This is a genomic window from Nocardioides cremeus (genome assembly GCF_030518195.1).
Lineage (GTDB): Bacteria > Actinomycetota > Actinomycetes > Propionibacteriales > Nocardioidaceae > Nocardioides > Nocardioides cremeus.
In genome coordinates this window covers 143,875-166,583 of sequence record NZ_JAULSC010000001.1, presented here as the reverse complement: position 1 = coordinate 166,583, position 22,709 = coordinate 143,875, and the positions used below count along the sequence as shown (strand labels likewise).

Annotated in this window: 24 protein-coding genes; 10 read left to right on the top strand and 14 right to left on the bottom strand. The window is 72.3% G+C overall.

Annotation, left to right across the window (positions count from 1 at the left end; translation table 11 throughout):
• Positions 1 to 59 precede the first annotated feature (59 nt).
• The gene (locus tag QWJ41_RS00765) at positions 60 to 1,193 is read left to right on the top strand and encodes a S8 family serine peptidase (RefSeq protein WP_302705210.1); all 1,134 of its coding nucleotides are present in this window, start codon (positions 60 to 62) and stop codon (positions 1,191 to 1,193) included.
• Positions 1,194 to 1,250: 57 nt separating this feature from the next.
• On the opposite strand, the gene QWJ41_RS00760 is transcribed toward QWJ41_RS00765, so the two are convergent.
• On the bottom strand, positions 1,251 to 2,564 hold the full coding sequence (locus QWJ41_RS00760; protein ID WP_302705209.1) for an endonuclease/exonuclease/phosphatase family protein: 1,314 nt from the start codon (positions 2,562 to 2,564) through the stop codon (positions 1,251 to 1,253).
• Positions 2,565 to 2,652: 88 nt separating this feature from the next.
• Between QWJ41_RS00760 and QWJ41_RS00755 the strand changes: the two genes are divergently transcribed.
• Complete coding sequence (locus QWJ41_RS00755) at positions 2,653 to 3,465, top strand: SDR family oxidoreductase (protein ID WP_302705208.1); 813 nt, start codon at positions 2,653 to 2,655, stop codon at positions 3,463 to 3,465.
• Here QWJ41_RS00755 and QWJ41_RS00750 read toward each other — a convergent pair.
• The 7 genes from QWJ41_RS00750 to pdhA form a co-directional block, all read right to left on the bottom strand.
• Positions 3,446 to 3,847 carry a hypothetical protein gene (locus tag QWJ41_RS00750; protein WP_302705207.1) on the bottom strand — a complete coding sequence of 134 codons (402 nt, stop codon included), beginning with the start codon at positions 3,845 to 3,847 and terminating at the stop codon, positions 3,446 to 3,448. The genes QWJ41_RS00755 and QWJ41_RS00750 overlap by 20 nt on opposite strands.
• A 41-nt stretch (positions 3,848 to 3,888) precedes the next feature.
• Positions 3,889 to 4,521 (bottom strand): TasA family protein, encoded by a 633-nt coding sequence (locus QWJ41_RS00745; protein WP_302705206.1) that lies wholly within the window; start codon positions 4,519 to 4,521, stop codon positions 3,889 to 3,891.
• Entirely contained in the window at positions 4,518 to 5,045 is a 528-nt protein-coding gene (locus QWJ41_RS00740) for a signal peptidase I (protein WP_302705205.1), read from the bottom strand. The genes QWJ41_RS00745 and QWJ41_RS00740 overlap by 4 nt, the downstream gene beginning before the upstream one ends.
• Before the next feature lie 31 nt (positions 5,046 to 5,076).
• Positions 5,077 to 5,703: an alternate-type signal peptide domain-containing protein gene (locus QWJ41_RS00735; protein WP_302705204.1), complete on the bottom strand. Its 627-nt coding sequence runs from the start codon at positions 5,701 to 5,703 to the stop codon at positions 5,077 to 5,079.
• A 219-nt stretch (positions 5,704 to 5,922) separates the two neighbouring features.
• The gene (locus QWJ41_RS00730) at positions 5,923 to 7,386 is read right to left on the bottom strand and encodes a dihydrolipoamide acetyltransferase family protein (protein ID WP_302705203.1); all 1,464 of its coding nucleotides are present in this window, start codon (positions 7,384 to 7,386) and stop codon (positions 5,923 to 5,925) included.
• 21 nt (positions 7,387 to 7,407) lie between these two features.
• A complete protein-coding gene (locus tag QWJ41_RS00725) occupies positions 7,408 to 8,397 on the bottom strand; it encodes an alpha-ketoacid dehydrogenase subunit beta (RefSeq protein WP_302705202.1) in 990 nt (329 codons plus the stop codon).
• Positions 8,397 to 9,575 (bottom strand): pyruvate dehydrogenase (acetyl-transferring) E1 component subunit alpha, encoded by a 1,179-nt coding sequence (gene pdhA / locus QWJ41_RS00720; protein WP_439117290.1) that lies wholly within the window; start codon positions 9,573 to 9,575, stop codon positions 8,397 to 8,399. Before pdhA ends, QWJ41_RS00725 begins: the two co-directional genes overlap by 1 nt.
• A 203-nt stretch (positions 9,576 to 9,778) precedes the next feature.
• Here pdhA and QWJ41_RS00715 point away from each other — a divergent pair, with 203 nt between their 5' ends.
• Both QWJ41_RS00715 and QWJ41_RS00710 read left to right on the top strand, forming a co-directional pair.
• The gene (locus tag QWJ41_RS00715; RefSeq protein WP_302705201.1) at positions 9,779 to 10,231 is read left to right on the top strand and encodes an SRPBCC family protein; all 453 of its coding nucleotides are present in this window, start codon (positions 9,779 to 9,781) and stop codon (positions 10,229 to 10,231) included.
• The gene (locus QWJ41_RS00710; protein ID WP_302705200.1) at positions 10,231 to 10,446 is read left to right on the top strand and encodes a hypervirulence associated TUDOR domain-containing protein; all 216 of its coding nucleotides are present in this window, start codon (positions 10,231 to 10,233) and stop codon (positions 10,444 to 10,446) included. The genes QWJ41_RS00715 and QWJ41_RS00710 overlap by 1 nt, the downstream gene beginning before the upstream one ends.
• Positions 10,447 to 10,458: 12 nt before the next feature.
• Here the strand turns inward: QWJ41_RS00710 and QWJ41_RS00705 are convergent, their stop codons facing one another.
• The 4 genes from QWJ41_RS00705 to QWJ41_RS00690 form a co-directional block, all read right to left on the bottom strand.
• Positions 10,459 to 11,016 carry a TetR/AcrR family transcriptional regulator gene (locus QWJ41_RS00705; RefSeq protein WP_302705199.1) on the bottom strand — a complete coding sequence of 186 codons (558 nt, stop codon included), beginning with the start codon at positions 11,014 to 11,016 and terminating at the stop codon, positions 10,459 to 10,461.
• A gap of 176 nt (positions 11,017 to 11,192) precedes the next feature.
• Positions 11,193 to 12,158, bottom strand: a complete 966-nt coding sequence (locus QWJ41_RS00700) for a glutathione S-transferase family protein (protein WP_302705198.1) — start codon at positions 12,156 to 12,158, stop codon at positions 11,193 to 11,195.
• Positions 12,159 to 12,215: 57 nt separating this feature from the next.
• The gene (gene hisC / locus QWJ41_RS00695; RefSeq protein WP_302705197.1) at positions 12,216 to 13,298 is read right to left on the bottom strand and encodes a histidinol-phosphate transaminase; all 1,083 of its coding nucleotides are present in this window, start codon (positions 13,296 to 13,298) and stop codon (positions 12,216 to 12,218) included.
• Between the two features lie 36 nt (positions 13,299 to 13,334).
• A complete protein-coding gene (locus tag QWJ41_RS00690; protein ID WP_302705195.1) occupies positions 13,335 to 13,889 on the bottom strand; it encodes a VanZ family protein in 555 nt (184 codons plus the stop codon).
• A gap of 42 nt (positions 13,890 to 13,931) precedes the next feature.
• On the opposite strand from QWJ41_RS00690, the gene QWJ41_RS00685 reads away from it, so the two are divergent.
• From QWJ41_RS00685 to QWJ41_RS00675, 3 genes are read left to right on the top strand one after another with little or no spacing between them, the layout of a single operon-like run.
• Positions 13,932 to 14,312, top strand: a complete 381-nt coding sequence (locus tag QWJ41_RS00685) for a phage holin family protein (protein ID WP_302705194.1) — start codon at positions 13,932 to 13,934, stop codon at positions 14,310 to 14,312.
• The gene (locus QWJ41_RS00680; RefSeq protein ID WP_302705192.1) at positions 14,309 to 14,818 is read left to right on the top strand and encodes a low molecular weight protein-tyrosine-phosphatase; all 510 of its coding nucleotides are present in this window, start codon (positions 14,309 to 14,311) and stop codon (positions 14,816 to 14,818) included. Before QWJ41_RS00685 ends, QWJ41_RS00680 begins: the two co-directional genes overlap by 4 nt.
• On the top strand, positions 14,815 to 15,708 hold the full coding sequence (locus QWJ41_RS00675) for a fructosamine kinase family protein (RefSeq protein WP_302705191.1): 894 nt from the start codon (positions 14,815 to 14,817) through the stop codon (positions 15,706 to 15,708). Before QWJ41_RS00680 ends, QWJ41_RS00675 begins: the two co-directional genes overlap by 4 nt.
• A 19-nt stretch (positions 15,709 to 15,727) precedes the next feature.
• Here QWJ41_RS00675 and QWJ41_RS00670 read toward each other — a convergent pair whose 3' ends face one another.
• Positions 15,728 to 18,082 carry a PQQ-dependent sugar dehydrogenase gene (locus tag QWJ41_RS00670; RefSeq protein WP_302705190.1) on the bottom strand — a complete coding sequence of 785 codons (2,355 nt, stop codon included), beginning with the start codon at positions 18,080 to 18,082 and terminating at the stop codon, positions 15,728 to 15,730.
• Between the two features lie 124 nt (positions 18,083 to 18,206).
• On the opposite strand from QWJ41_RS00670, the gene QWJ41_RS00665 reads away from it, so the two are divergent.
• The 3 genes from QWJ41_RS00665 to QWJ41_RS00655 are packed head-to-tail and all read left to right on the top strand — an operon-like array spanning position 18,207 to position 21,215.
• Positions 18,207 to 18,920 (top strand): response regulator transcription factor, encoded by a 714-nt coding sequence (locus QWJ41_RS00665; protein ID WP_439117289.1) that lies wholly within the window; start codon positions 18,207 to 18,209, stop codon positions 18,918 to 18,920.
• Complete coding sequence (locus tag QWJ41_RS00660) at positions 18,917 to 20,347, top strand: HAMP domain-containing sensor histidine kinase (RefSeq protein ID WP_302705189.1); 1,431 nt, start codon at positions 18,917 to 18,919, stop codon at positions 20,345 to 20,347. The genes QWJ41_RS00665 and QWJ41_RS00660 overlap by 4 nt, the downstream gene beginning before the upstream one ends.
• 10 nt (positions 20,348 to 20,357) lie before the next feature.
• Entirely contained in the window at positions 20,358 to 21,215 is an 858-nt protein-coding gene (locus tag QWJ41_RS00655) for an acyl-CoA thioesterase domain-containing protein (RefSeq protein ID WP_302705188.1), read from the top strand.
• An 18-nt stretch (positions 21,216 to 21,233) separates the two neighbouring features.
• Here the strand turns inward: QWJ41_RS00655 and zwf are convergent, their stop codons facing one another.
• Positions 21,234 to 22,685: a glucose-6-phosphate dehydrogenase gene (gene zwf / locus QWJ41_RS00650; protein ID WP_302705186.1), complete on the bottom strand. Its 1,452-nt coding sequence runs from the start codon at positions 22,683 to 22,685 to the stop codon at positions 21,234 to 21,236.
• Between the last annotated feature and the right edge of the window lie 24 nt (positions 22,686 to 22,709).

Genomic DNA, 22,709 nt, shown 5'->3' with positions numbered 1-22,709 from the left:
GGTCGGGTCGTTGAGCCGATGTGGTCCAGACCGCCTGGACCACGGACGGAAGGACGACGATGCGCCTGTCTCGGAAGGCCGCCACCGCTGGTTCCCTGCTCGCCGCCATGGCGATGGTGACCAGCACGACCACCCTTGCCCACGCCGCCACCAACGACCCGCTGCGCACCCAGCAGTGGGGTCTCGACCAGGTCCGGGCCGAGCAGGCCTGGCCCACCTCGACGGGGGCCGGCGCCGTGGTCGCCGTCGTCGACACGGGGGTCGACTTCTCCCACCCCGACCTCAAGGCCAACCTCCTCCAGGGAGCGACGTTCACCGGCTGCCAGGGGACCTCGCCGTGCGGCAACGGCGACTTCCGCGGACCCGACGGGGAGAACAACGCCGACGAGCACGGCACCCACGTGGCCGGCATCGTCGCGGCCGTCACCGACAACGGCATCGGTGTGGCCGGCACGGCCCCGGACGCCAAGATCCTGCCCGTCAAGGTGCTCGAGGACGGCAGCGGCTCCTTCGCCGAGATCGCCGACGGCATCCGCTGGTCGGCCGACAACGGCGCCGACGTCATCAACCTCAGCCTCGGCGGCCTGCCCGGCCTGCAGGCGCTCACCCTGACCGGCGTCGAGTCCGACGTGACCGACGCCATCGCCTACGCCAACGAGCGCGGGGTCACGGTCGTGGCGGCCGCGGGCAACACGGCCACCCCCCTCTGCAACACCCCCGCCTTCGAGCCGGGTGCGATCTGCGTGGCCTCCACCGACCGCAACGAGGTCAAGAGCTGGTTCTCCGAGCTGCCCAACAAGCCCGACCTCAAGGCGGTGACCGCTCCCGGCGGTGCCGGCCTGGCCTTCTGCGAGGACGACATCGTCTCGACGGTGCCGCTGGGCACCGGCAGCGCGGGCTGCGGCGAGTCCGACTACGACTACTACGCCGGTACGTCGATGGCCACCCCGCACGTCGCGGGCGTCGCCGCGCTGCTCGCGGCGCAGGGTCGTACCCGCGAGAACATCGAGGCGGCGCTGCTCGACACCGCGCGCCAGCCGCTGACCGACGTCACCGGCCTCTACTCGCCGGTCTACGGCTGGGGCATCGTCGACGCCGCGGCCGCCGTGCAGCAGCCCGGCGCCACGACGACGTCCGTCGACCCGGCGCCCACCAAGGGCAACGGCAAGGGCAAGGGCAAGCCGAAGGGCTGACGCGAGAGCAGGCCCGCTGACGCCGGCCCGGGCGAGTGCCCGGGCCGGCGTTCGGCGTCAACCGGCGTCCGGGCCGCCCGGCGGGACCCCGAGGTCGACCCACACCATCCGGTGGTCCGAGCTCGGGAAGCCGTTGGTGAACGACGGGTCGTAGACGCCGGTCAGCCGGAAGAGCGGGTCCTCCTGGACCGGCCAGAAGACGCCCGCGTCGCGCACCTGCAGCGGCCGCGACGGCAGCACGTAGTCGACCCTCAGGTTGCCGGCGGAGCCCGGGCGGTCGTTGAAGTCGGCAGTGTCCAGGGCGGGGTCGCCGGCGTGGGTCTCGTTGGCGCCGCCCTGCAGCTCGCTCGCCTCGACCGCGCCGTCGCTGGCGGGCCGGGGGTCGCGGACCAGGGGGTGCTCCACGACCTGCGCCGCGGCTCCGTCGATACCGCTGCCGTCGGCGGGGTCGGCGTTCAGGTCGCCCATCACGACGAACGCCGAGCCCGGACGCAGCCCACCGCGCTCACCGTCGTCGTCGTAGATGTAGCTCGAGCGACCGGGCGAGACGTAGTCGGCCCAGAACCGGATCTCGTCGTGGTTGCGGGTGCCGTTGCGGTCCTCCGGCCCGTCGAAGCCCGGGGGCGTCGGGTGGCTGGCGAGCACGTGGACCGTGCGGCCGCCGACCTCGACGGGGACGTCGACGTGGTTCTTGCTGGAGAGCCGGAAGACCTCGAGCTCCTCCGGCGAGTACCAGTCCGCCGGCTCCGGGGTCTCGGGGTCGTCGGGCAGCAGCGCACCCGGCATGTCCGCCCACCGGAACTCCTGGAAGGTCCGCACCGCGTCGGTGTCGATCGGGTGCTGGGAGAGGATCGCGAAGGCGTACTGGCCCGGGAACTCGCCATAGCCGAACGAGTCGTCGCCGTAGGCCCGGCCCGACTGCCCGACCTCGCCGTTGTTGTTGAGGTCGAAGCCGCTCGCCACGCCGGTGTTCGAGGCGAAGACCATCGCGTAGGGGTAGCCGATCGGCTCGGCGCCGCCCTGGCCCACGGCCAGGAAGTTGTCCTGGAAGCGCTGCAGCGCCACGCCGCCGGCGTCGTGGTCGAACTCGTTGAGCAGCAGCACGTCGGGGCGTTGGCGTTGCACGATCTCGGCCACGTTGCGGACCTCGGCGTCCTGCTCCTCGTCGTCGGCGTCGGCGAGGTCGGCGGCGAGCTCGCCCTCGGTGGCGCGGAACATGGAGACGTTGAAGGTGGCGATCCGCAGGTCCTGCGGTGGGCCGCCCCGCTCCGGCGGGGGCTGGGCCACCGAGGCGGTCAGCGGCACCAGCAGCGCGGCGGTGACGAGGCCGACCGCGCTCACGCGGGCGCGACGGATGGGACGAGTTCTCACGAGGACCTCCCGAGTAGATGACCAAGCGCCACCACTGTAGGCGTGAGGACCCGCCTCAGTGCCAGATAGAACTTGTTACAGTTCTGCGATGAAGCGCACGTACGTCGTCTCCGGTTCCGCCTCCGGGATTGGTGCCGCCACGGCCGCCCTGCTGCGCGACCGGGGTGGCCGGGTGATCGGCGTCGACCTGCGCGACGCCGACGTGGTCGCCGACCTGTCGAGCGCGGAGGGGCGTACGGCGGCCGTGGTTGAGGTGCGGGCGCTGACCGACGCGGTGCACGGCGTGGTGCCGTGCGCGGGCGTGGCCGGGCTGACCGGAGTCGACCCGGCGCTGGTGGTGTCGGTGAACTACTTCGGCGCGCTCGCGCTGGTGCGCGGGCTGCACGCCGAGCTGGCAGCTGCGGGCGGCGCGGGAGTGGTGCTGCTGGCGTCGAACTCGGTCACCTGCCAGCCCGGGTGGGCCGGCGACGTGGCCGACCTGTGCCTCGCCGGCGACGAGGACGCCGCCCGCGCCGCGGCCACGGCGACCGAGGCGGTGCAGGTCTACCCCGCCACCAAGGCGGCGCTGGCCTGGTGGGCCCGCCGCGAGGGTGTCGGCGCAGACTGGGCCGGTGCGGGCATCCGCGTCAACGCCGTCGCCCCCGGCCTGATCGCCACCCCGATGACCGACCGCCTGCGCGCCGACCCCGAGCTCGGCGTCTTCGCCGACTCCTACCCCACCGCGATCGGTCGCCCCGGCCGACCCGAGGAGGTCGCCGCCACCATCGGCTTCCTGCTCTCCGACGCGGCCTCGCTGGTTGTCGGGTCGGTGCTGTACGTCGACGGCGGCACCGACGCGATGCTGCATCCGAGGGTGCCGGTGGGGTGGCACCCCGGACCGGTCAACGGCACGTCACGCTGAGACCGAGGGCGCCCACGCGAAGACGTTGGTCCGACACCACGGTCCACTCCGTCTCCGGCAGCGCGCCGGTGACACGCAGGGTCACATCCGTCCCGACCAGCGCGGAGAGAAGACTCGGTGACAGGGTCGCGGAGCTGTTGGCCGACACCACGACCGGTATCTCCGGCTTCTCCACCACCTTGGCGGTGTAACTGAGGGATGTGGGGCGCGAGGACGGCGTCCAGCTCACGGTTGCTGAGGTGATGACCCCGAGTCCGATCACGCTGACCCCGGACGTCGAGCACTGCAGGTCCGGCGCAGCGAGACTCATGGCCGTGGCCTCGCCAGTCACGGTTCCCGTGTCGCCCCAGCTCGCGTCCACCCTGCCGGGGGTCAGCGCCACCAACCCGGTGATGGCGGCTGCGGCCAATGCGGCTGACGACCTCATGACTGGGCCGCCGTCACCACGAACGTCGGCGTCATCGTGGCCCCCTGCACGTCGTTGGGGGCCGCTTGCGCGAGCTCCAACGTGACGCACAGAGTCGTCGACTCGCCTGGCGCCAGCACCGCGCCACTCGGCACCACGGGCTCGGTCGTCTCGTCCAGGACGACCGTGAGCGCCTCCGTGCCGCCGGAGCAGGTCTCGTTCCGCGGATAGGTGGTAGCCCGAGCAGACGCAGTTGCGCCGACGTACGCCTTCACCGTGACCTGGGGCAACATCGATGCGACGCCGCTCGCCGGAACTCCGGTCGCTGCGCCAGTGACGGCATATGTGAACGGCGTCGTGCCGGCGTTGCTGATCGGGATGGACGCCGCAACCCTCTCCCCCGGCGCCATGTTGGTCATCTGCAGCGCCTTCCACGTGTAGCTGCTGGGATTGCCCTGCTGACCATCGACCTTCACGTCGAGCGAGCCGGCTGTCACCGTGCCGCCCTGCACGGTCGAGGTGTCGTTCCAGTAGGCCAGGGTGCCGGCGCCGCCCAGGGTCCCGACGAAGCCGACGGCCAGCAGCGCCCCGACTGGCAAGGCCGCCAGGCCGCGGCGCGGACGCTCGGCCCGGTGACGGACGCCGGTCATGTGGCAACCCGGACCGAAGGGCTTTCCGGACGTGTTCGGCGCCACCGACCACGCAGCAGCACGCCAATGGCGTACGCGAAGCAGCCCCCGGCTGCCACCCGAGTCATCAGCTCGTGCTGATCGGCAGAGAAGAGGATGTTCAGTCTTCCCAGCCACGGAATGGCGTACCAGACCTCGCCGCGCACCTGGACCGGCCTGACAGGCACCGCGTCCGGGCTCTCGTTGGCGTCTCCCTGCGTGCTGAAGACTCTCTCCCCGGTGCCGTCGTAGCCGATGCCCACCACCCGGTGGGTCACGACGGTCGGTTCACCGGAACGCAGCTGGAAGGTGATCGGGTCCCCGATCGCGATGTCCTCCGCCGCGACGGGGCGGACGACCACCAATGTGCCGGGCAGGTAGCTGGGCGCCATCGACCCGGTCAGCACCGTCATCGGGGTGGAGCCGGTCAGCCGCGGTACGAGTACCGCGGCTCCGACCACCGCCACCGCGAGGCCCAGCACGAGCCAGGACAAGATGCTGAGCATCGCGCACCACCAAGTGCGCACGTCGACCCCGTCAGGCCGTTTGCTTGACGGTGACCGTCAGGTCGTCAAGGACGGTTTTCAGCGGCACATTGGCGGTGCTGACCGGATCGGCGCCTTCCGACGGCGCAACCATCCTGCTATCCCCCACGAGCGAGTTGGAGTCGTTGTCCACGCCGGCACCGAAGGGCAGCTCGACCGTGATGACGACCTTCAGCACCTTCCCGGTGTCGGTCTGATCGAAGCCCCACGTCCCGTCGGTGGTCAGCGCGGTCGTCGCCGCAGCGTCGTCGACGACCGAGAAGACGGGATCCACGTCGATCTCCGCTCCCAATGTCGATCCATCATCGTCGTAGTCGTTGTTGACCGACAGCTCAGCATCCAAGACGCCCTCGACCCTGATGCCGTACGTGCAGGTCTGGGTGAGCTTGGTGCCGGGCACCACAAGAAACTCACCGAAGAGGTCCACGGTCGACTTCGCATCCGCCGGGTTACTCAACCACCCGCTGCACTTACGATCCAGCAAGTTGAGCGTGCCAGACTCGATCGTCCCGCCGTCCTCGGTCTGGGTGTCGTTCCAGAACGCGAGCGACCCGGCACCCCCCAGCAGCAGGCCAGCGCCTGCGACTCCCGCCAGCGCAGCCTTCGGCGATGTCCTCATCGGCCCTCCCAAGCCTCGTGGGGACACGCGAGTGCCTCCCCCCGTTTCGCACTATGGCGACGGGTGAGGTGGCCTACGTCCGAAATGAGAGGGATTTGTCCCAACCCGATCCGGAGATAGTCACAACGAGTCATGTCCCGATGGCTCTTGGGCCGACAACAGGGGAGGATCTTCGGCACCTGGTGCCGATGATCCTCCCCTGTCGTGCGGAGCGAAGCCCTAGAACATCAGTGCGGAGGCGGGGTCCTGCAGGAGACCGGCGACGTCGGCGAGGAAGCGCGAACCCTTCTCGCCGTCGATGTGGCGGTGGTCGAAGGAGAGCGCAAGCGTGGTCACGTCGCGCGCGACGATCTCGCCGGTGGTCTCGTCGATCCAGGGACGCTTGTTGATCGCGCCGAAGCACAGGATCGACGACTCGCCCGGGTTGATGATGGGCGTGCCCGCGTCGACGCCGAAGACGCCGACGTTGGTGATCGTGAAGGTCCCCTCGGCCATGTCGGCGGGCTGGGTCTTGCCCTGGCGGGCGGTGGCCGTCAGCTCGCCGAGCTCGGTCGCCAGCTCGACCAGCGAGAGGCTGTCGGCGTCCTTGACGTTGGGCACCACCAGGCCTCGGGGGGTCGCCGCGGCGATCCCGAGGTTCACGTAGTGCTTGTAGACGACCTCCTGCGCGGCGTCGTCCCAGAACGAGTTGATCTCGGGCGTACGCCGCATCGCCAGCAGCACCGCGCGGGCCAGGACCAGCAGCGGGCTGACCTTCACCTCGCGCAGCTCACGCCGAGCCTTGAGCCGCTCGAGGAGCTGCATGGTCGCGGTGACGTCGACGGTGACCCACTCGGTGACGTGCGGGCTGGTGAAGGCCGACTGGCTCATCGCCTGCGCCATCATCTTGCGCACGCCCTTGACCGGCTCGCGGGTCTCGCGCTCGCCGGTGGCGGGCTGGCTTCGAGACGGTCGCTGCGCGACCTCCTCAGCCTGCGTGCCGCCGACGGCGGCCTGGACGTCGTCGCGGGTGATCGAGCCCTGGGGGCCGGAGCCTGTCAGGGTGGTCAGGTCGACGCCGAGGTCCTTGGCCAGCTTGCGGACGGGGGGCTTGGCCAGGGCGCGGGTGGACGCTTGGTCTCGAGACGGTTGCTGCGCAACCTCCTCGACCCCCGGGCGGTCGACCACCGATCGGGCGGGGACGGGCTCCTCGTCGGTCTCCTCCTCGACGGGCGGCGCTGCGCCCGGCTCGAAGGCAGCCTGGGCCTGGCGGTTGGCGGCGGCCGCGCCGGCGCCGTGCCGCGCCCGGCGGGTCGGGCCGCGGTCGGCCTTGTTGCGACCGACCAGGCTCTCGCCCTCCCCGCCGCCGCTGGCGGCGGGGTTGGAGAGGTCGATCTCCATCTCGGGCGCCGGGGTGCCCGAGCTGGCGCCGGGCTGGGGTGCCGGCGCGCCGCCCGCGACCGCGGGCTCCTCGGCACCGACGCGGATGATCGGGGTGCCCACCGGCACGGTCTCGCCCTCGGGGACGAGCAGGGCGGTGACCTCGCCGGCGAACGGCGAGGGCAGCTCGACCAGCGACTTGGCGGTCTCGATCTCGACGACCACGTCGTTGATCTCGATGACGTCGCCGACCTTGACCTTCCAGGTCACGATCTCGGCCTCGGTGAGGCCCTCGCCCACGTCGGGCAGCTTGAACTCAGGCATGCGCGTGCTCCTTCGAGGCTCTCAGTAGGCCAGGGTGCGGTCGACGGCGTCGAGGACCCGGTCGAGGTCGGGGAGGAAGTCCTCCTCGATCCGCGAAGCGGGGTACGGCGTGTCGAAGCCACCGACGCGCAGCACCGGCGACTCCAGCGAGTAGAAGCACTCCTCGGTGATCCTGGCTGCCACCTCGGAGCCGATGCCGAGGTTGACGTGCGCCTCGTGGGTGATCACGGCGCGGCCGGTGCGGCGCACCGACTCGTAGACCGGGCCCATGTCGAGCGGCGAGAGGGTGCGCAGGTCGATGACCTCGAGCGAGCGACCCTCGGTGGCGGCGGCCTCGGCCGCCGACATCGCCGTCTTCACGGTGGGCCCGTAGGCCAGCACGGTGACGTCCTCGCCGCGGCGTACGACGCGCGAGGTGAAGAGCGGCTCGGGGGTCGCGGACTCGTCGAGCTCGGCCTTCTCGGCGTGGTACTGCCGCTTGGGCTCCAGGAAGATGACCGGGTCGTCGGAGGCGATGGCCTGCTGCATCATCCAGTAGCCGTCGACGGGGTTGGAGCAGGCCACGACCTTGAGCCCCGGGGTGTGCGCGAACTGCGCCTCGGGCGACTCGCTGTGGTGCTCGACCGCGCCGATGCCGCCACCGAAGGGGATCCGGATGACCATCGGCATCGGCGAGCGGCCCTTGGAGCGGTAGTGCATCTTCGCGACCTGGCACACGATCTGGTCGTAGGCGGGGTAGACGAAGCCGTCGAACTGGATCTCCACCACGGGGCGGTAGCCGCGCAGCGCCAGGCCCACCGCGGTGCCCACGATGCCCGACTCGGCCAGCGGCGAGTCGATGACGCGGTCCTCGCCGAAGTCCTTCTGCAGGCCGTCGGTGATCCGGAAGACGCCGCCGAGCTTGCCGACGTCCTCACCCATCACCAGGACCTTGGGGTCGTCCTCCATGGCCTTGCGCAGGCCCATGTTGAGCCCCTTGGCCAGGGTGATCTTCTGCGTGCTGGCGGACATCAGCGGGCCTCCTCGAAGGTCTCGAGGTACGCCGCGAAGCCGTCGCGCTGGGCGACCAGCTCCTCGGGCATGTCGGCGTACACGTGGTCGAACATCTGCATGGCCTTGGGGTCCGGCATCGACTTGCAGCCCTCGCGCAGGTGCGCGCCGAGGTCGTCGGCCTCCTTCTTGAGGTCGTCGACGAACTCGGTGTCGATCAGGCCGTTGCGGCGCAGGTAGGCCTCCACGCGCGCGATCGGGTCCTTGAGCTTCCAGCTCTCGACGTCGTCGCTGAGCCGGTAGCGGGTGGGGTCGTCGGTCGTGGTGTGCGCGCCCATCCGGTAGGTGTAGGCCTCGACGAAGGTCGGCCCCTGGCCGTCGCGGGCGCGCTGCAGCGCCGCCTGGGTCACGGCGTACGTCGCCATCACGTCGTTGCCGTCGACGCGCACGCCCGGGAAGCCGAAGCCCAGCGCGCGCTGGTAGAGCGGGATGCGGGTCTGGCGCTCGATGGGCTCGGAGATCGCCCACTGGTTGTTCTGGCAGAAGAAGACGACCGGCGCGTTGTAGGAGGCCGCGAAGATGAAGGCCTCGTTGACGTCGCCCTGGCTCGAGGCGCCGTCGCCGAAGTGCGCCACGACGGCCGCGTCGCGCTCGGGGTCGCCGGTGCCGACGACGCCGTCGCGCTGCATGCCCATGGCGTAGCCGGTGGCGTGCAGGGTCTGGGCGCCGATGACGATCGTGTAGAGGCCGAAGTTGAACTCGGCCGGGTCCCAGTTGCCGTGGTCGACGCCGCGGAAGAGGCCCAGCAGGCTCAGCGGGTCGATGCCCTTGCAGTAGGCCACGCCGTGCTCGCGGTAGGTCGGGAAGACGTAGTCCTGCGGGCGCAGCGCGCGGCCGGCGCCGATCTGGGCGGCCTCCTGGCCCAGCAGCTGGGCCCAGATGCCGAGCTCGCCGTGGCGCTGCAGCGCGGTGGCCTCGGTGTCGATGCGCCGGGTCAGGACCATGTCGCGGTAGAAGCCGCGCAGCTGCTCGGCGCTGAAGTCCATGTCGAACTCGGGGTGGTGCACCCGCTCGCCCTCGGGCGTCAGCAGCTGCACGAGCTCGGGGCCGCCGTCGTTCTGCGAGGGGCCGAACACCTCGGCGAGGTCGGGGCCGAATCCGTCGCGGTTCTGGCCGCGTTCGGTGGCGGGATCGGGCACGGGGCACACTCCATTCGAGTCACGGGCTAGCGGGGTCTCCGCAGGCCGCACGTGGTCCGGGCCTGGCTCGGCGCGGGGTGGTGCGCCATCGTGCCAGGGGTCTGTGACCCGGACCACACGAGTAGCGCAAACCTACCGAACCGGTCGGCGCGCTCGCCAATCACCCACCCACCCGGATCGGCCGTGCCCGCTACCGTCGAGGCATGTCGACCTCACCGGTGCACACCTCCCTGACCGTGCAGGCTCCCCCTGCCACCGTGTTCGCGATCCTCAGCGACCCGCGCCAGCACCCGCGCATCGACGGCTCGGGCACCGTGCAGGGCACGGTCTCCGGCCCGGACCGGTTGGTGCTGGGCTCGGAGTTCGGGATGTCGATGAAGCAGGGCGCGCCGTACAAGATCACCAACAAGGTCGTCGAGTACGACGAGGACCGGCTGATCGCGTGGCGGCACAAGGGCCTGCACCGCTGGCGCTACGAGCTGGAGCCGACCGGCGACGGCGGCACCCGCGTCACCGAGACCTGGGACATCACCCGCTACCCCGCCCCCGTGCGTGCGGTCTTCCGGGCGCTGTTCGCGAAGCGGACCCAGGCCGCGATCGAGGCGACGCTGCCCAAGCTCAAGGACGCCGCCGAGGCCGACGCGGGCGTGCACTGATGTCGATCCGCACGGGCACCGAGGTCCGGTGGTCGTGGGGCAACGGCTCGGCGACCGGCAAGGTCACCGAGGTCCACCACGGCGACGTCTCGCGCACCACCAAGGGTCAAGAGATCACTCGGCACGGCAGCGAGGACAACCCGGCGTACGTCATCGAGCAGGAGGACGGGACGGTCGTGCTCAAGCTGCGCAGCGAGGTCGAGCGCGCCGACTGACGGCTCGTCCGACTAGCGCCACGCCGACTCGAGCACCCGCGACGCGTGCTCCAGCGTCCACGGGTCCTCCGTGTCGACCATCCTGGTGATCACACCGGTCACCAGCGCGAGCAACGCGTCGGTGGCCAGCTCGTCGCGCTCACGTCCGAGCTGCTCGCGGGCCCACTCGACCGCGCGCCGCTCGCCCTCGAGGGCCACACCCAGACCGGGGAGCATGGCCACGTCGCTGCGAGCCAGCTCGCGCCAGGCCCCCCACTGCCGCTCGTGCGAGAGCTCCTGCTCGTGGTCGGGCAGCAGCAGCGCCGGCCCGCGCCGCTCCGGCGCCGCGAGGTACCAGCGCTCGGACCAGCGCTGGTTCCAGGCCCGCACGTGGTCGCGCGCCGCCTGCACGCAGGCACGCCGCAGCATCTCGGACCGGTTGCCGTACTCGTGCATGAGCGTGCCGGGACTGATCCGCACGACCGCCGCGATCTGGCGCTGGCTGGGGCCGCGCAGCCCGCTCTCGACGACCAGGGCGTTGATCGCGTCCAGGACGTCGGAGGTGCGGCTGAACTCGTGGAGGGGGCGCATGGCGGGAGTCGACCACTCCGAGCGGGCCGACGCGAGCGCTCCTCCACAGGGGCCAGCCCCGCTCCGCCGACACCCCCACCCTCCCCGTTCGTCGATCGGTTGATCAACGACCGGTGTCGTTGATCAACCGATCGACGAACTGGAGAAGGGGGTCCGTGCGGGGAGCGGCCGGGGCCTCAGAACCGGTCGCGGTCGTGCGGGGTGTGCCAGAGCGACTCGTCGGGTCCCTTGGGCACGATGCCGGTGGGGTTGATGTCGCTGTGCACCACGTAGTAGTGCGCCTTGATCTGGTCGAAGTCGATGGTGTCGCCGAACTCCGGGATCGAGTAGAGGTCGCGCGCGTAGCCCCACAGGTTCGGCATCTCGGTGAGCTTGTTGCGGTTGCACTTGAAGTGGCCGTGGTAGACCGCGTCGAAGCGCACCAGCGTGGTGAAGAGCCTCACGTCGGCCTCGGTGACCGTGTCGCCCATCAGGTAGCGCCGCTCGCCGAGGCGCTCCTCGAGCCAGTCGAGCGCGGTGAAGAGACGGTCGTACGCCGCCTCGTAGGACTCCTGGTCGCCGGCGAAGCCGCAGCGGTAGACACCGTTGTTGACCTCGGTGAAGATCCGCTGCATCACCTCCTCCATCTCCTCCCGGCTCTCGGCCGGCCAGAGGTCGGGGGCGTCGGGGCGGTGGTGCTCGCTCCACTCGAAGAACAGGTCGTGGGTGATCCACGGGAAGTCGTTGGTGACCAGCTTGCCCGACTCGACCTCGACCATGGCCGGCACGGTGATGCCGCGCGGGTAGTCGGGGAAGCGTGCGAAGTAGGCCTCCTGCAGGCGCTCGATGCCCAGCACCGGGTCCTTGCCCCCGGGGTCGAGGTCGAAGGTCCACGAGCGCTTGTCGTGGGTGGGCCCGGGCATGCCGAGCGAGATGACCTCCTCGAGGCCCAGCAGCCCGCGCACGATGATCGAGCGGTTGGCCCACGGGCAGGCCTTGGCCGCGACCAGGCGGTAGCGACCCGGCTCGGCCGGCCACAGCTCGCCCTCGACCGGACCGTGCTCGGGTCGCCTGGCGTCCCGGGTGATCCGGTCGGGCACGTAGTTCATGTCGCGGTCGAACCCGCCGGCCTCGACGTAGGTGGGCTTCAGGTCGTCGCTCATTCCTCCAAGGCTAGGTGAACGCTCAACCACCGGGTTCATCCCCGGTCCACCTCTGGCTCACCCCCCGAGGAACGAGCGCGCCACCTCGAGCAGCCGGTCGTTGGCCTCGACCTCGCCGATGGAGACCCGACAGCCCTCGCCCGCGAAGGGACGCACGACGATCCCGGCCTCGTCACAGGCCGCCGCGAACTCCGCGGTGCGCTCGCCGAGGGCGAACCAGACGAAGTTGCCCTGGGCGTCGGGGACCTCCCAGCCGGCCGCACGCAGGCCGGCCTCGACCCGGTCACGCTCGACGACCAGCGCGTCGACCCGCGCCAGCAGCTCCTCGCCGGCCTCCAGCGAGGCGACCGCGGCGGCCTGCGCCACCGCGGAGACGCCGAAGGGCAGCGAGACCGCCCGCAGCGCGCCGGCGACCTCGGGCTGCGCGACGGCGTACCCGACCCGGAAGCCCGCCAGGCCGTAGGCCTTGGAGAAGGTGCGGAAGAGCACCACGTTGGGGTGCGCGCGGTAGGTGGCGAGGCCGTCGACAGCGTCGTCCATCCGCACGAACTCCAGGTAGGCCTCGTCGACCACGGCCACCACGTGCTCGGGCACCCGCGCCAGGAAGGCGTCGAGCTCGGCCTGGCTGACCGCCGGGCCGGTCGGGTTGTTGGGGGTGCAGACCATCACGACCCGGGTGCGCTCGGTGATCGCCTCGGCCATCGCGTCGAGGTCGTGGCGCCCGTCGGCGCGCAGCGGCACCTGGACCGAGCGGGCACCGGCCGCGGTGACCGCGATCGGGTAGGCCTCGAAGGAGCGCCACGCGTAGACGACCTCGTCGCCGGGCTCGCAGAAGGCCTGGAGCAGCTGGTAGATCAGCGCCACCGAGCCGGTCGCGGCCGCCAGGTCCTCCACCGGCACGCCCAGCCGCTCGGCCAGCGCCTCGTAGAGCGCCCTGCTGCCCATGTCGGGGTAGCGGTTCATCACCTCGACCGCGCGCGTCGCGGCCTCCACCACGCCCGGCAGCGGCGGGTAGGGGTTCTCGTTGCTGGAGAGCTTGTACGCCGTCAGGCCGGGGCGCGGGGTGGGCGGCTTGCCGGGGACGTAGGCCGGGATGTCGCCGATGTGCGCGCGCGGCCGAGGCGTCGTGGGGGTGCTCATGGCGTCACCCTAGTCAGCGCGCCCGGGACGCTCCGCTCAGGCTCGTCGGGCCCGCCACGGCCGCAGCACGAGCACCAGCACCAGCCCCGCGGCCACCCCCAGCGCAGCACCCGTGACGTTGTCGACCACGTCGGTGACGTCGCAGGCCCGGTCGATGCGGGCCAGCTCGAGCTGGGTCCACTCGATGGCCACCGAGTACGCCGCCAGCGCCAGCAGCCCGATCGGCACCGTGACCCACCCCGAGCGCCAGCGCGCCGCCACCACGACCAGCAGCGCCCCCGACGGCACGAAGACCAGCACGTTGAGCAGCCGCTGGCCGCCCGAGAAGATCCAGAACCCCTCCGGGGCCGGGCCGCCGAGGTCGAAGGAGCACGAGCCCATCCGCTCGTCGGCGTAGACGACCTCGGTCGCCCCGTCCGCAGGCAGCAGCGTGACCAGCGCGATCACCGCCAGCGACCAGAGCAGCCCGCCCAGCGACCAGGCCCAGACGACCCCGGTACGCCGCTGCAGGGCCAGCGTGATCACCAGGCAGACCAGCCCGGACAGGAAGGCCCCGGCGAGCATCGCCTCCACACCACCGACCGGGAACACGCCCGCAGCCTACGGAACCCACCACCTGACACACTCGGGACCGTGCGCTTCGTGACCTGGCTCCTGACCAACGCCATCGCCCTCGCGGCGGCCGCCTGGCTGCTCGACGGGATCCGCTTCACCCCCCGCAACGCCGAGCTGGCCGACAAGGTCCTGCCCCTGCTGCTGGTCGCCGCGATCCTCGGCACCGTCAGCGCGGTGCTCAAGCCCGTGCTCAAGCTGCTGTCGCTGCCGCTGATCATCCTGACCCTGGGACTGTTCCTAGTGGTCATCAACGCCGCGATGCTGCTGCTCACCGACGAGATCGCCCAGCTGCTCGACATCGGGTTCCGGGTCACCGGCTTCTGGCCCGCGGTGGGCGGCGCGGTCGTGATCACCGTGGTGACCTGGGCCGTCGACAACGTGATCGGCTCCGAGCGGTGAGGCCCGCCCCCGGCGAGCTGCCCGCGCCCCGGGAGCCGGGGCGCTACGCCGTCGCGCTGGTCTGCCTCGGCAACATCTGCCGCTCGCCGATGGCCGACGTCGTGCTGACCCGGCGCGTCGACGACGCCGGCCTGGCGGCGCGCGTCAGCGTCGCCAGCGCCGGCACCGCCGGCTGGCACACCGGCAAGCCGATGGACTCCCGCGCCGCCGCGACGCTGCTGGCCGCCGACCACGACCCCAGCGCCCACCGGGCCCGCCAGGTCGACCCGCACTGGCTCGACCAGCACGACCTGGTGCTGGCGATGGACGAGCAGAACCTCGCCGACCTCGGCGGCCGCAGCGAGCGGGTGCACCTCTTCCGCGACCACGACCCCGTCGGCACCGGTGGCGAGGTGCCGGACCCCTACTACGGTGGGGACCAGGGGTTCGAGGAGGTGCTTGCCATGGTGGAGCGCACGAGCGCTGCGCTCGTCTCCGCGCTGCAGCGGGCGACGGGGCTGCCATGACGCGCCAGCCCGTGATCGCCCGTCGCGCCGAGGAGCTGCTCGGCTCCGCGGTGGTCGCCACCGCCCCGGTCGCCGGCGGCGACGTGGCCCGCGCCACCAAGCTGCGGCTCTCCGACGGCACCACCGCGCTGATGAAGACCCTCTCGCAGGCGCCGCCGGGCTTCTTCGAGACCGAGGCGGCCGGCCTGCGCTGGCTCGCCGAGACCGCGCCCGAGGGCGTGCAGGTGCCGGCCCTGCTGGCCGCCGACAGCGACTGCGTGATCCTGCGCTGGATCGAGCCCGGACGGGTCAGCGCCGAGGCCGCCGCCGACCTGGGCCGCGCGCTGGCCGCCACCCACCGCGCCGGCGCGCCGGCGTACGGCGCCGAGCGGGACGGGTTCATCGCCCGGCTGCCGCTGCCCCAGCGCAGCGCCGACACGTGGGCGGAGTTCTACGCGGTGCGCCGGGTGCTGCCCTACCTCAAGCTGGCCCGCGACCGCGGCGCCGTCACCGACGCCCACGTCGCCACCATCGAGCGGCTGGTCGGCCGACTGACCACGCTGCTGCCCGACGAGCCGCCCGCCCGCCTGCACGGCGACCTGTGGAACGGCAACGTGCTCTGGGGCACCGACACCACCAGCGGCGCCGCCCCCGGCGCCCCGGCCTCCCCCTGGGTCGTCGACCCGGCGCCGTACGGCGGGCACCGCGAGGTCGACCTGGCGATGCTGGCCCTCTTCGGGCTGCCGCACCTGCCGGTGGTGCTCTCGGCCTACGACGAGGCCCACCCGCTCGCCGACGGCTGGGAGGACCGGGTGGCGCTGCACCAGCTCTTCCCGCTCCTCGTGCACGCCTGCCTGATGGGCGGCGGGTACGGCGCCCGCGCCGCCGACCTGGCCTCCCGCTACCTCTGAACCTCGCTCAGCAGCGCCGTCATCGACGCCGGTAGACCGCCCGCAGCGTGGTCGTGCCCGGCCCGGCGGTCACCACGTGGCTGCGCCCGCCCCCGTCGGACCAGCGCTTGAAGCGCCAGGCCCGGCCGCGGTGCCGCTGCTTGCGCGGGGCGGTGAGGCTGACCTGGGAGCCCTCGATGAAGGTGCCCGTCCACCCCGTCCGGTGCTTCTCGCCCGCCACCACGACCCGCAGCCCGCGGGGCCTGGTGCGAACCCGCAGGTCGGCCGTGCTCGGGTCGAGCCGCACCGACTCGGTGCTGCTCAGCCCGCGCGCATCGGTAGCCCGGTACTGCACCAGCAGGTGCGAGGGGTGCTCGTGGTCGGGTGCGACGACGTCGGGGTCGGTGCCGGTGCCGAGCAGCTCGTGGGAGTGGCACACGCTCGGGCAGTGCCGCACCACCACCGACCACGACACGTCGACGTCCGAGCCGTCGGGGTCGACCGCGGTGGCGCCCAGCTCGATCCGGTCGCCGACCGCCCACTGCCGGCCCGCGCTCGGGTCGCCCACCTCGATCTCCGGCGGGCCCAGGTCGCCGGGGTGCAGGCGCAGGGTGGCCACGTCGCTGGCCTGTCCGTCGCCGACCCGCACGTGCACCAGGGCGTCGCGGTCGTCGTCGTAGGTCCAGGAGGCCCGCAGCCCGGTGGCGTCGTCGAACTCCAGGTCGCCGTCGAGGTCCCACTCGTAGGTCAGGTCGTCACCGTCGGGATCGGTGGAGGCGCCGGCGTCGAGGGCCACCGTGAGCGGCAGCCCGCCCCAGGTGCGGTCGGCGTCGATGGCCGCTCGCGGCATCCGGTTGCCACGGGCGAAGTGGATGCGCCGCAGCGACCCGCCCCGCTCCTCGAAGCTGCCGACCTCGTCGACGCCGAGGCTGAGGTAGTAGAGGTCGCCCTCGGGGCCGGTGAGCAGGTCGACCGGGCTGGCGGCGCTCTCGAGGAACGGCTGCACCCGGTCGGGGTCGGGCAGCCCGTCGTCGCCGGCCTTCATCACCCAGATGCACTGCCGCGAGAAGTCGGAGAAGAACAGCGCCCCGTCGTAGCGCGCGGGGTAGGTCGCGCTGGCCGGGACCTGCACCCCCGAGACCGACGAGGAGCCGGTCGGGCAGCTCTCGCCGGCGACCGTCGAGGTGCGCGGGTAGGCGAAGTACGGCTCGCTCGCCGAGCGCTCGGCGTAGAGCGACTCGCACAGCGGCAGGTCGAGCGAGGCGAACGCCGGGTTGCGGCCCGGTCCCTCGTAGCAGGGCCAGCCGAAGTTCTCGGCGTCCCCACCGACGCGGAACCGGTTGATCTCCTCGAAGCCGCTCTGCCCCACGTCGCCGAGCCAGACCTCGGGCTCGGCGGCCCCGGCGCCGGGCCGGAAGGCGAAGCGGAACGGGTTGCGCATGCCGTAGGCCACGATCCGCTCCGCGTTGAGGTTGCCGTCGCCCGCGTACGGGTTGCCCGGGGCGCCGAGCCCGGTGTCGGGGTCGATGCGGATCACGCTGCCCGACAGCCCGACCAGGTCGCCGCGGGTGCGGATGTCCTGCGAGCGCAGCGAGCCGCCCTCGAGCTCGGGGTCGTCACAGGGGTTCGAGCCGTTCGCCCAGTACGGCGCCGCCACCTGCCCGTGGTCGACCTGCGAGTAGTGCGCGCCCTCGCCGGCGCTGGCGTAGAGGTAGCCGTCGGGGCCGAAGTGCAACGAGCCGGTGGCGTGGCTGGGGTACTGCATGCACCATTCCTCGACCAGCACGTCCTCCTGCCCGCTCATCCGCCAGGACCCGTCGACGGCCTCCGCGGTCAACCGGCTGAGCCGGCCGCTGGCCAGGCAGCCGCTGGCCTCGGCGCCCGGCCCGCCGTCGGCGGGGTCGGGGCACTCGTCGAAGTAGGTGCCGGGGGTGCCCCAGCGGGGCGCCGGCCCCGGGTCGCCCAGGATGTGGTCGTAGGCGTAGAGCACGTAGACGAACGGGCGCTGCGGGAACGCGGGGTCGACGGCCAGGCCCAGCATGCCGCGGTCGAAGAGGTTGTTGACCTCGACGTTGAGGTCGGCGAAGACCGAGGGCGTGGCCCCGGGCCCCTCGGCCACCTTGACCACCCCGCTCTTCTCGGCCACGAAGATCTCGCCGTCGGGCGCGAAGGCCGCCGCGGTGGGGATGTAGAGCCCGTCGAGCACGACCCGCTCCTCGAAGCGCTCCGGCAGCCGCGGCGCCGCCGTGCTGTGCTGCGTGGGGCCGGGCTGCGCGGCACGCTCACCGGCGAAGCCCATCGAGTCGGGCGGTGGCCCCGGCCGCGGCTCGACCGCGCCCATGCCCAGCAGGAGCGGCAGCGCGAGCGCGCCCACCGCGAGTCGGTGCAGCTTCATCGAGGCCCCCATGGATGTCCCAGCACCGTAGGCCGCTCGCGGGCCCGCTGTCTGCGGTTCACGCCCCCCTACTCTCAGCCAGGACTCTCAGCCTGGACTCAGGGCTTCCTGGCACAGTGGAGCCGTGACCGCTCCCGACGCCCCCACGACCAGCCGGTCCACGGTGCTCGTGGTCGACGACGACAAGGCCGTGCGCGAGTCGCTGCGCCGCTCGCTGGAGTTCAACGGCTACGCCGTCGCGCTGGCCACCGACGGCGCCGAGGCGCTGGCCGGCATCGCCTCCGCCCGACCCGACGTGGTCGTGATGGACGTGATGATGCCCCGACTCGACGGCCTGGAGACCACGCGCGCGCTGCGCGCCTCGGGCAACGACGTGCCGATCCTGGTGCTGACCGCCCGCGACGCCGTCGGCGACCGGGTCGACGGCCTCGACGCCGGCGCCGACGACTACCTGACCAAGCCCTTCGCGCTGCAGGAGCTGCTGGCCCGGCTCCGGGCGCTGCTGCGCCGCACGGTGCCGGTCGCCGGCGACGACGAGGAGACCCTCGCCTTCGCCGACCTGAGCATGAACACCGCCACCCGCGAGGTGCGCCGCGGCGAGCGGCTGATCGAGCTGACCCGCACCGAGTTCGCGCTGCTCGAGATGTTCCTGCGCCGACCCCGCCGGGTCCTCGAGCGCTCGTTCATCCTCGAGGAGGTCTGGGGCTACGACTTCCCCACCACCGCCAACTCCCTCGAGGTCTACGTCGGCTACCTGCGCCGCAAGACCGAGGCCGAGGGCGAGAGCCGCCTGCTGCACACCGTGCGCGGCGTCGGATACGTGCTGAAGGAGTCATGAGGCCCGCCCCCGGGCCGTCGGGACGCACCGGCTTCCGGCGCTCGCTGGCCGGGCGGGTGACCCTGCTGACCACGATGGCCGTGGGCCTGACCGTGGCGCTGGTCGCCGCCGGCGCCTACCTGACGATGCGCCTGCAGCTGCAGGACACCCTCGACGAGTCGCTGCTCGACCGGGCCCAGGCGGCGGCCAGCGCCGACGCGCTGCAGCAGCTGACGGTGGCCAACGACATCCCCTCGTGGGCGCTGGGTGCCGGCGACATCCGCATCGCCTTCCTCACCGCTGGCCCCGAGCCCGAAGTCGTCTCGGCCGACCGCGACCCCGACGCGGCCCGCATCGCGCTCGGCGCCCCCGAGACGCGGGTCGCCGTGCAGGGGCAGGGCTCGAGCCTGCGCACCGTCGAGGCCGGCGGCGAGCGGTTCCGCGTCGTCGCCGTGCCGGCCCAGACCCGGGGCCAGGCCCTGGTCATCGCCCAGTCGCTCGACGCGCAGGAGAAGGTGATGGCCAAGGTCGGCGTGGTCACCCTCCTGCTCGGGCTGGCCGGCGTGGTGCTGGCCGGCTTCGCGGGCTGGGGCGTGGCCCGCAACGGCCTCAAGCCCGTACGCCGCCTCACCGGGGCCGTCGAGACCATCGCGCGCACCGAGCAGCTCACCCCGATCCCGGTCGAGGGCGACGACGAGATCGCCCGGCTCTCGACCAGCTTCAACCAGATGCTGGCCGCGCTCGAGGCCTCCCGCGACCGGCAGCGCCGCCTGGTCGCCGACGCCGGGCACGAGCTGCGCACCCCGCTGACCTCGCTGCGCACCAACATCGACCTGCTCAGCCAGGCCACCGCGGCCGACGACGACCCGCACGCGCTGCAGCTGCCCCCCGAGGCCCGCCAGGAGCTGATGGACGACGTCCGCGCCCAGACCGAGGAGCTGACCACCCTGATCGGCGACCTGGTCGAGCTGGCCCGCGACGAGCCGCTGGCCCACGTCGTGGGCACGGTCGACCTCGCCGAGCTCGTCGAGCACGCCGTGGCCCGGGTGCGGCGGCGCGCCCCGGCGGTGCGCTTCGAGGTCGACACCGAGGCCTGGGAGGTGGTCGGCGAGTCCGGCACCCTCGAGCGTGCGGTCACCAACCTGCTCGACAACGCGGCCAAGTGGAGCCCCGACGGCGGCACCGTGCGGGTGCGCCTCGCCGAGGGCGTGCTCTCGGTCGACGACGAGGGCCCCGGCATCGCCGAGCACGACCGCCCGCACGTCTTCGAGCGCTTCTACCGCGCCGACGAGTCCCGCTCCATGCCGGGCTCAGGGCTGGGCCTGGCGATCGTGGCGCAGGCCGCCGAGCGGCACTCCGGCACGGTGCGCGCCGAGGCGTCGGCGTACGGCGGGGCGCGGCTGGTGCTGCAGGTGCCCGGGAGCCCTCCCGGGGCGCGCGACCTCTAGGGTCTCGCGCGTGGACCTCTCCTTCTTCACCAGCGACGGCGACACCCTCGTGCCGACCCCGATGGCGCTGAGCAGCTGGTCGGACGACCAGCTGCACGGGGTCGCCGTCAGCGGCGCCCTGGGCCGGGCCGCCGAGCGGGCGGTCGCGGACCTCGGGCGCGCCGAGCTGGTGCCGGTGCGCCTGACCGTCGACCTCTTCCGGGCCACCCGGATGCGTGCCTGCCGCCTCGAGACCACGGTGGTGCGCGAGGGGCCGCGGCTGTGCCTGGTCGACGTGCACCTGCACCAGGACACCGGCGGGGACGGTGACGGGGACCAGGAGCAGGTCACCACCGCGCGGGCCTCGGTGCTGTTCCTGCGCACCGGCGAGGCCCCGACCGGCGAGGTGTGGATGCCCCAGGACGCCCCGCAGCCGCCCCCGCTGGAGGTCGCACCGGCCTCCGACGAGCCGCACGTGCCCTACCTGCGCAGCGACGCCGACTGGTCGCAGAACTTCCGCGAGCACCAGAACGCCGGGCGCAAGACCACCTGGAACACCCCGCCCTCGATCGTGTCGGGCGAGCCGCTGACCGGCTTCCAGGCCGCGGCCGCGATGGCCGACGGCACCAGCCTGACCAGCAACTGGGGCAGCCGCGGCGTCGAGCACATCAACGCCGACATCACCCTGACCCTGGCGCGTCGTCCGGTCGGGGTCACGGTGGGCCTCCACGCCAGCGACCGGGTCGAGCACGACGGCATCGCTGTGGGCACCGCGACCCTCTTCGACCGCGAGGGCCGCTTGGGCACCACCGTGGTCACCGCGATGACCAACACCCGCCGCTCGGTCGACCTGGGCTCCGACGAGCGGGCCCGCGGCGACGACGTCTGAGGCCGACCGGCCGCGGGCTCAGACCTCCGGCGTGGTGGTGCCGGTGTCGCGCCACTCCCGCTCGAAGGGCAGTCGCCAGGCACGCGGGGCGATCAGCTGGTGGATCGCGTTGGGGCCCCACGAGTCGGCGGGGTAGCTGCGCACCGGCGGCGGGTCCTCGAGCAGCGGGGTCGACTTCGCCCACAGCTCCTCGATGCCCTCCGAGGTGGTGAACAGGGTGTGGTCGCCGCGCATCGCGTCGTGGATCAGCCGCTCGTAGGCCTCCAGCACCAGCCCCGAGGCGGGGGTGTCGTGGGTGGCGAACTGCATCGAGAGCTTCTCGAGCTTCATCCCCGGCCCCGGGCGCTTGCCGTAGAACGACAGCGACATCCGCGACTGGTCGGCCAGGTCGAAGGTGAGGTGGTCGGGGCCGTGGGTGCCCGCGCCCGAGCCGGAGGGGAACATCGTCAGCGGCGGCTCCTTGAACGCGATCGAGATGATCCGGGCGCTGTCGGCCAGCTTCTTGCCGGTGCGCAGGTAGAACGGCACGCCGGCCCAGCGCCAGTTGTCGATCTCGACGCGCAGCGCCACGAACGTCTCGGTCTCGGAGTCGTCGGCGACCTCCTCCTTGCCGCGGTAGCCGGCGTACTGCCCGCGCACCACGTGGTGCGGCTCAATCGGCTTCATCGACCGGAAGACCTTGAGCTTCTCGTCGCTGATCGGGTCGGGCGTCAGCGACGTGGGCGGCTCCATGGCCATGAAGGTCAGCACCTGCATCAGGTGGGTGACCACCATGTCGCGGTAGGCGCCGGTCGCCTCATAGAAGGACGTGCGGCCCTCGAGGCCGAGCGTCTCGGGCACGTCGATCTGCACGTGGTCGATGAAGTTGCGGTTCCAGATCGGCTCGAAGAGGCCGTTGGCGAAGCGGAAGGCCAGGATGTTCTGGGCGGCCTCCTTGCCCAGGAAGTGGTCGATGCGGAAGACCTGCGACTCGTCGAAGACCTCGTGCACGCGGGCGTTGAGCGCCTTCGCGGACTCCAGGTCGGTGCCGAAGGGCTTCTCCATCACCACCCGCGAGCGCTCCACCAGGTCGCACTCGTCCAGCTGGTGCAGCACGTCGAGCGCCGCGCTGGGCGGCACCGACAGGTAGTGCAGGCGGCGCTTGTCGTGGATGTCGCCGGGCAGCTGGGTCTCGGCACGGTAGACCTCGTCGCGCAGCGCCTCGGAGCCGGCCGTCTGCGAGACGTAGCTCAGCATCGCGGCGAAGGAGTGCCAGGTGTCGGAGTCGAAGTCGTCCTTGGCGAACTCCTGGCACGACTTGCGCGCCAGCGCCACGAACTCCTCGTCGCTCATGTCCTCCAGGGAGGTCCCGACGATCTTCGCGTCGCGCAGCAGGTCGGCCTGGTAGAGGTGCAGCAGCCCCGGCAGGAGCTTGCGCCGGGCCAGGTCCCCGGTCGCGCCGAACAGGACGACGACGTGCGGCTTCTCCATGGACACGAGGCTAACGGTCCCCGC

Coding starts and splice junctions, on each gene's coding strand:
- QWJ41_RS00765 (WP_302705210.1), top strand. CDS start 60: ATGCGCCTGTCTCGGAAGGCCGCCACCGCTGGTTCCCTGCTCGCCGCC.
- QWJ41_RS00755 (WP_302705208.1), top strand. CDS start 2,653: ATGAAGCGCACGTACGTCGTCTCCGGTTCCGCCTCCGGGATTGGTGCC.
- QWJ41_RS00745 (WP_302705206.1), bottom strand. CDS start 4,521: ATGACCGGCGTCCGTCACCGGGCCGAGCGTCCGCGCCGCGGCCTGGCG.
- QWJ41_RS00740 (WP_302705205.1), bottom strand. CDS start 5,045: ATGCTCAGCATCTTGTCCTGGCTCGTGCTGGGCCTCGCGGTGGCGGTG.
- QWJ41_RS00735 (WP_302705204.1), bottom strand. CDS start 5,703: ATGAGGACATCGCCGAAGGCTGCGCTGGCGGGAGTCGCAGGCGCTGGC.
- QWJ41_RS00730 (WP_302705203.1), bottom strand. CDS start 7,386: ATGCCTGAGTTCAAGCTGCCCGACGTGGGCGAGGGCCTCACCGAGGCC.
- QWJ41_RS00725 (WP_302705202.1), bottom strand. CDS start 8,397: ATGTCCGCCAGCACGCAGAAGATCACCCTGGCCAAGGGGCTCAACATG.
- QWJ41_RS00715 (WP_302705201.1), top strand. CDS start 9,779: ATGTCGACCTCACCGGTGCACACCTCCCTGACCGTGCAGGCTCCCCCT.
- QWJ41_RS00710 (WP_302705200.1), top strand. CDS start 10,231: ATGTCGATCCGCACGGGCACCGAGGTCCGGTGGTCGTGGGGCAACGGC.
- QWJ41_RS00705 (WP_302705199.1), bottom strand. CDS start 11,016: ATGCGCCCCCTCCACGAGTTCAGCCGCACCTCCGACGTCCTGGACGCG.
- QWJ41_RS00700 (WP_302705198.1), bottom strand. CDS start 12,158: ATGAGCGACGACCTGAAGCCCACCTACGTCGAGGCCGGCGGGTTCGAC.
- hisC (WP_302705197.1), bottom strand. CDS start 13,298: ATGAGCACCCCCACGACGCCTCGGCCGCGCGCGCACATCGGCGACATC.
- QWJ41_RS00675 (WP_302705191.1), top strand. CDS start 14,815: ATGACGCGCCAGCCCGTGATCGCCCGTCGCGCCGAGGAGCTGCTCGGC.
- QWJ41_RS00670 (WP_302705190.1), bottom strand. CDS start 18,082: ATGAAGCTGCACCGACTCGCGGTGGGCGCGCTCGCGCTGCCGCTCCTG.
- QWJ41_RS00660 (WP_302705189.1), top strand. CDS start 18,917: ATGAGGCCCGCCCCCGGGCCGTCGGGACGCACCGGCTTCCGGCGCTCG.
- zwf (WP_302705186.1), bottom strand. CDS start 22,685: ATGGAGAAGCCGCACGTCGTCGTCCTGTTCGGCGCGACCGGGGACCTG.